Source organism: uncultured Mucilaginibacter sp., from assembly GCF_903913935.1.
In the GTDB taxonomy this organism is placed as follows: domain Bacteria; phylum Bacteroidota; class Bacteroidia; order Sphingobacteriales; family Sphingobacteriaceae; genus Mucilaginibacter.
In genome coordinates, this window is sequence record NZ_CAIWNH010000008.1 from 1 (window position 1) to 7,162 (window position 7,162).

Consider the following 7,162-nt stretch of genomic DNA (forward strand, 5'->3'; position numbering starts at 1 on the left):
AATTAAAAAAAGGGAAATATGAGCCAAAAACAAGCCTAAAGCAGGTTTTAATATACTTATTAACAAAAATTAATATAATATCAGGAATAGTTTAAAAGAATAAAAACGAATCAGGAAGCAAAAATCAATTGTTCAAAAACAAGGCTCTTGCAGGCCGAAATACATTCATTGCGTAAAATTGCAGGTAATAGTTCTTCGTTTTTGAACCTAAAAACGGCGACACCGCCTTCAAAATGATACTGGATCTGGTGCTGCAGCCAGTGGTTTATGGCCCGCGTTTCCATGGTATTATTGATAAGCCAGCTATAATTTTCTTCAATTTGCAGGATACGGCCGGTAAATTCCTCTATTATTTTTAAACAGGCTCCGGCATCGTCGCCGATATATAGGATATTATCGTAAGAAAAGCAATTGTTAAAAGGCAGTTGGTTCATCTCAAAAGTTTATGCCGGCAATTTATAGGGGATAAATGAAATTACTATGAAAGCGACAAAAGCTTGCATAATTGTTACAATACAAACAGATTTCAACAAAAATATTTTGTTTCTTATTTGACTGATGTGTATTTGTCGTCGCTCATCTCCGGATGATAGTGCAAGCCTGGCGTTAGCCAATACAACAATATAACTCTCGAATACCTAAAGTTAAATGGAGAAAGCACAACCCCGATGGTTAATATAATGCCAATATAAAGCCATGGATTCTTACTGCCCCCTGTTAAAACGCTTATCGCTATAGCAAGAGCTATCATCTCAGCAACAAACATGGCATAGCTTATTAACATCGAAACATAAAAATAGCCGGGCTCCCGTTCAAAGGTTAAGCCGCAATGCGGACAAGTTTTATTCATCCCCTGCGATTTTAAACCATACATTGGTGCGGTAAACATTTCTCCCCGCCGGCACCGGGGACAACGGGCGTGTATAATGGCTGGCATGGCCGACAACGGGATAACCTGTTTATTCATGACTATGGTGATTTAATATTCCTTTCCTGAACTCTTCGGGCGTTTTACCTTCAAATTTTTTAAAAAACTTCGTGAAATAAGAGTTATCACTAAAGTTTAGCATAAAGGCAATTTCGTTAATATTTAACTGTAGGTTTATGAGTAATCGTTTAGCTTCCAGCACCATCCTGTTCCTGATAACTTCGCCAGCTGATATACCCAGCAAATCTTTACATACTGCATTTAAATGATTGGGGGTTATGTAAAGTAATTTTGCATAATCTTTTGGGAGTTTTATCCTGGTATAGTGTTCACCAATCAATTTTTGAAAATTGCGGAGCAGGGTTTGATTGTATGACGCAGCCCCCCTGTCAACACCCTTTTTTGTTATACGGTCAATCGTTATAAATAACTGTAGTATCAATAGTCTGATCATGTCTGGTGCAGAATCGTGCTTGTGTACAGCTTCAATTAGTATTTTTTCAAATAACTCAACTACCTTTTGGTGAACGGGATCCGGCAAGTCAATTACCGCAGCTTTAACATCCCCTCCGAAAAATGAAAAAATTTCAGGATATGACGGGTTTAATAAAAATGACTGGAAGAAAGCGGTTGAAAAATTAATAATATAACCATCGGTAAAACCTTCAAAGTCCCATGAATGAACCTGCCCGGGCACCATAAAATATATCTGGTATGGTTTTACACAAAACTTTTCGAAATCGATCGAATGGCCACCGGCTCCAATTGTAAAAAGCACAAGGTGATAAAAAGAGTGCCTGTGTGCAGCGCTAAGGTTTTTATGCTGAGCCAGATAAGGTGCAAAACGGCTGATGAGTATATCATTCTCCCTAAAATCGGACAAGGTACATATATCAAATACCGGTGTGCTTTGCATAGTGCAATGATAGGCACTTTATTACCATTGCAGTGGTATTATTAACGGGTTTTGTGGTATTATTCAATTATCGGCAAAAATATAGTTATTCTTTTCCGGCGCTTCATTTTGAGGACCCCATTTATGAATAACATTTTCAAGGCGTTCGATGGTAAATGGTTTACTTATGAAATCTCTCATACCAGCCTGTTTACATTTAACCTCATCTTCACTTAAAACATTGGCCGTCATTGCGATAATCGGTGGTGCACTGCTACCATATTTTTTAATAATGAGGGCAGCAGCTTCCAGGCCATCCATTTCGGGCATTTGTATATCCATAAAAATGAGATCGTATTTTTTTTGCTCCTGCATTTCAATTGCAATCTTACCATTATCAGCAATATCAATATTATAGCCAATCTTATTGAAAGTTTTCCTGGCAATTAACTGGTTCATTTTATTGTCTTCAGCCAGCAGTATTTCAAGGGGGCGGTACCGGTATCCCTCGCTGTTGCCGGATTTTTCATCAACAACCTTGTTTACAGAAGCCACCGGTAATGGCAGACTAAAGCTAAATACCGAACCTTCTGTTTCTTTACTTTCAGCCCAAATCCTGCCGTTCATCATTTCAACGAGCTTTTTGCAGATAGAAAGCCCAAGGCCGGTACCTCCATATTTACGTAATGCCGTATTATTTACCTGCGAAAATGGTTTAAATAATTGCGCCAACGCCTCTTCACTTATCCCTATACCGGTATCTTTAACGCTAAAGGTCACCTGTTGCATATTATCAGGCTGGCGAATTGCTGAAACCGTCAGGGTAACCGCGATCCGTCGTCCGTAAATTTGATGGCATTTCCGATCAAATTAACCAATATCTGCTGAATCCTGCTTTCATCCATTTTTAAACATTCTGCAACATTTTCGTCTATCATATAGTGCAGGTCGATTTTTTTCCCGGGCGCTGTTACCCCCGGCTGGCTTATTTCAAACACAGTTTTTATACATGTCCTGATGTTTGCAGGTTTGGGATGTAAAGTAAGCTTATCCGCTTCGATCTTTGACAGATCAAGGATATCGCTAATGATGTTGATCAGAAGATTACTGCTGGACTGAAGTGTTTGCAGCAATTCATGTTGCTCTATTGACAAATCCGAAAGCGACAATAGCTGGGCGGCACCAATAATTCCGTTTAAGGGGGTGCGGATTTCGTGGCTCATATTAGCTAAAAAGTTCGATTTGGCTATAGTTGCCCCTTCGGCCTGGTCTTTTGCGGCAGATAGCTCTATTTGCGAGGATTGCAATTCCTCGCTTTGTTTAATCAGCCTTAACTTATCTTTTTCATGGCTTCTTTTCAAAAAACTGATTAACAAACCAGCATATAAAATATTGGATAATGCAGAAGATATGATGTCAGCTTCTTTTTGGGCTTTACTTTTAATGGGGATTGTTAAGCCAGGAAAATGCTTCTCAATATAATAACAACCAAAAAAAACAACCATCAAAAAGCCGATGAAAAAAAGGTGGTATTTTCGCTTTAGCAAAATAATGATCAGTACTACCAAAAACACCCCGGAAAGGACGGAAGACCCTTCAATACCGCCGTTAAAAAACCAACCTGGTATAAACGAAAGAATTCCAAGGGTAATAAAACCGATGGACATATTTTCTTTATAACACACAAGCCTGCTCCTATAAAAAGCAATTGTGCAGAAACTACCTATAAACAGTTCAACCAAAATCAATAACAATGGAAATCCTAATAAAAGGTTACTAATAAGACCTGTTAAAATGCTAATGCCTAATAAAAGACAGATCGCATTGAAAAGCTTATTTTCCAATGATAATTCCGGATTGTCAAATCCAACAAAATGACTAATTTTTCCTACCAGTTTCATTAAGTTCTTTTTTAACAAATTTCATTCGTTTGCATTAACGCTTTACTAAAAAAATTCGCCCCAAATTAACTATCGGTGGCGAATAGATTAATTGACAATAACTATGTTAGTCCAATTCAAAAAATTTTGTTTTTTTATTACCAGGCAATTATCGGGTTAAGGTTAAAATCGGCTATTGCAGCCGGAATAGTATTGTGCCTGTTCCAATCCTCAATATCAATCAGGCCCGGCATGGTTTGGTAGTGCCGTTCGTCTTTTGAACATTTAACAATATAACCTATATCGGCAACCAGGGAGATGACAGGCCGTGCACCGCACTCTTTACACAGCTTGCAATAAATCGATCCCGGAATATTTACATAACCCTTCATAGTGCCTTTTTACGATACTTTCAAGCAAGAAGTTGCTAAAAACCAGCCATTTTATCGAAACAGCTGAAAACATGACATTTATCTCAGAATTGTTACGGAACCGGCCAGCGGTCTTTTTCCATTTTTCAGGTCGATAACATAATAGTAAGTTCCGGCAGAAAGCTTTTTGCCATTAACGGTGCCATCCCAGGCGTTGGGGTAGTTAACGGAGTTATAAACTAACGCACCATACCTGTTGTAAATGGAGATTGTACAACCAGGATATGACTGCAATGCGCTAACATTCCACACATCATTTATCCCATCGCCATTAGGTGTAAAGGCGTTCGGAATAGTAACGACGCACTGACCCGGCGGGCTAAGGGTAATAGTTATGGCGTTTGATGTAACAGAAGGGTTTATAATACATTTACCTGCACTCGATAAAATACAGGTAACAACACTACCATCTGCCAGGCTGGTTGTTGTAAATTGTGGCTGATCAATCCCCACATTAACCCCGTTAACCTGCCATTGGTATGATGGGTGTACATCCGGGCTAAATGCAGCGGCATTAAAAGTGATAGCTGTGCCGGCACAAACGGGGCCATTTGCCGATGAAGAGATCTTTACGGACGTGGATATTGGCGGGTCAATAGCAAAACTAACCGGGTTTGAAACAACGGTTGCACTGGTTACACATATAGCATCGCTTGTTAATTTACAAACGATGATATCACCATTAGTTAAACTGTTGCTGGTAAATTGTGGTGTGCCGGTGCCGACGTTTTTTCCATTAACCTGCCATTGGTATTGAGGATTAGTGCCGCCATTAGTTATGGTTGTTGTAAAAGTTACAGCGTTTCCCTGGCAATCGTCAGCAGTAGACGGTGAAACGGTAATGGCAGGGGTAATTGCTGCGGTAACGGTTAAGGTTCGTGTTGCCTGGGAGGTACCATCACTAGCGACTATATCTGCGACCCCGGCACCGTTAATATGTACTTTACCCGCAACAATGGTTGCGACTGCAGGATTGCTGCTGGTATAAATAATAGGGCCGCCGCCGCTAGCGCCCGGGTCGAAATCGGCATCGCAAACAGTTTTAGCCGGTATCGGGTTGAATAAAACCGAGATTTCCAGTATCTGTATATTAATAACAAAACTGCTGCTCCCGCCGGTATTATATGCAGTAATGGTATAGTTTTCAGGCGGCGAGATGAAAGTAGGTGTGCCGCTGATTAAACCTGTTGTGGCATCGAAGACCAAGCCTGTTGGCAGCGACTTATCGATGCCATAGCCGGTAATGGTAACTTCCCTTATCAGGTTATTGCCCTTATCAGCTACATATAAAAAATTTTGTGTTGGATCAACCGCTAAACCCAAAGGGTGAAAAAAAGTAGCTGAAGACCCAACGCCGTCATTATTGCCACCATAGCCGCCCTCTCCCGCAAGTGTTTTTACCAGCCCGGTAGCATCTACTTTCCTGATCCTGTTATTATAGCTATCACTGATATAAATATTGCCAATTGGGTCAGCAGCTATTCCGTTCGGGCCAAAAAACAATGCGGATGTTCCTCTACCGTCAGCAAAGCCGGGGCTGCCACTGCCCGCGATAACTCTTGGAAACGAGGGTGGTGTATTCAACTCAACCTGATCGGTATTACCAAAATAAAGATTGCCGTTTGCATCTGCCGCCATAAAAGCCAGCCCGGCATCAAAAGTTACCGGGGGAGCGCCGCCATTTAACACCGCAAAAGTGCTTACTTGCCCGCTGGCATCTATTTTTCGAATAGTGCTGTTACCTCTGTCGCTAATATACATATTCCCCGAAGGGTCGAAAACGAGGCCTTCCGGGTTATTAAAAGTTGCAGATGCTTTAGGCCCGTTATTTGTTCCCTGGCTGCCTGTACCCGCAAAAGTACTTACGACTGCTGTTGGGGTAACCTGCCTGATTATGTTATTCGTAAAATCGCTTACATACAAATTTTGACCGCCATCAATCGCCAGCTGGAACGGGTCATGAAATGTTGCTGTATTGCCGGGACCATTTAGTTCCCCCGGCGTGCCGGTTCCGGCAAACGTGGAAACCAACCCGGATGGGTCCATTTTCCTGATATCATTATTGATTATTTCGGAAATAAATAAATTTCCGGCCAGATCAAATACCAGGCCTGCAGGGCCTCCAAAGGTTGCATTTGTACCCACAGCATTATTATTACCCAATGCAGAACTTCCGGCAACCGTTGTAACCTGACCATAAACATTGGCAGGCACTGCTCCTCCTGAATTAGATGGAGACAAGGGTAATATCGCGTTATTTACATAATAGGTTTGAGGTGTTTGGTAAGTAATGTTCGGCGGCGCGGGCAGCGCTCCATTGTTTCCATTTACCGTAATATTTACAACCGTGCTGCTATTTCCCGCGGCGTTGAAAGCAGTAATAGTATAGTCGGTTGATGGAGACTGTATCATGGGGGTGCCGCTGATGATGCCTGTGGTTGCATCAAAAGATAAACCGGCCGGTAATGCCTTATCAATTTTATACCCGGTTACCGCTATTTTCCTGACAATGAAGGTACTTACATCACCCACATAAACACTACCCATATTATCCGCAACTATTGAGCCCGGGTAGCTGAAAGTGGCGTTTTGCGCAATTCCATCGGTCGCACCACTGTTTCCGTTACCGGCCAGCGTTGAAACCAATCCCTGGGGTGAGATCTGCCTCACAACGTTATTCTTTTCATCTGCTACGTATAAAGTTCCATAAAAATCGGCGCTGATTCCAATCGGATGGTTAAAACTGGCTGCGGCCCCCTGGCCATCATTTGCCCCGGGGATGCCGCTTCCGGCAAAAGTACTTACGAGGCCCGCCGGCGTAATCATCCTGATGAGGTTATTACCCGCATCGGCCACAAACAAATTTTGCGAGTTATCGAAAGTTACCGAAGCTGGCGCGTTAAAGGTTGCGTTGTTACCGTCAACGGCCCCTGTTACCCCTGCGATGCCTGCTAATGTAGATACATTACCATTTGGCGTGATCTTCCGGATAAGGTTATTGCCCTGGTCTGCAACATAAACATTGCCT

The 7,162-nt window shown here is 41.9% G+C and carries 7 protein-coding genes; all 7 read right to left on the reverse strand.

All coding sequences use genetic code 11. The features are described from left to right. Positions 1 to 110: 110 nt before the first annotated feature. Positions 111 to 434, reverse strand: a complete 324-nt coding sequence (locus tag QZY09_RS00180; protein ID WP_295666499.1) for a hypothetical protein — start codon at positions 432 to 434, stop codon at positions 111 to 113. 113 nt (positions 435 to 547) lie between these two features. Further along, a complete protein-coding gene (locus QZY09_RS00185) occupies positions 548 to 967 on the reverse strand; it encodes a DUF983 domain-containing protein (RefSeq protein WP_295666501.1) in 420 nt (139 codons plus the stop codon). Next, positions 960 to 1,844 (reverse strand): helix-turn-helix domain-containing protein, encoded by an 885-nt coding sequence (locus QZY09_RS00190; RefSeq protein WP_295666504.1) that lies wholly within the window; start codon positions 1,842 to 1,844, stop codon positions 960 to 962. The genes QZY09_RS00185 and QZY09_RS00190 overlap by 8 nt, the downstream gene beginning before the upstream one ends. Before the next feature lie 63 nt (positions 1,845 to 1,907). After that, positions 1,908 to 2,612, reverse strand: a complete 705-nt coding sequence (locus QZY09_RS00195; protein WP_295666508.1) for a response regulator — start codon at positions 2,610 to 2,612, stop codon at positions 1,908 to 1,910. A gap of 29 nt (positions 2,613 to 2,641) precedes the next feature. Beyond that, positions 2,642 to 3,490: a histidine kinase dimerization/phospho-acceptor domain-containing protein gene (locus QZY09_RS00200; RefSeq protein ID WP_295666512.1), complete on the reverse strand. Its 849-nt coding sequence runs from the start codon at positions 3,488 to 3,490 to the stop codon at positions 2,642 to 2,644. Positions 3,491 to 3,861: 371 nt separating this feature from the next. Next, positions 3,862 to 4,095 carry a hypothetical protein gene (locus QZY09_RS00205; protein ID WP_295666516.1) on the reverse strand — a complete coding sequence of 78 codons (234 nt, stop codon included), beginning with the start codon at positions 4,093 to 4,095 and terminating at the stop codon, positions 3,862 to 3,864. A gap of 78 nt (positions 4,096 to 4,173) precedes the next feature. After that, a partial coding sequence (locus QZY09_RS00210; protein ID WP_295666519.1) for a gliding motility-associated C-terminal domain-containing protein occupies positions 4,174 to 7,162 on the reverse strand: 2,989 nt, incomplete at its 5' end.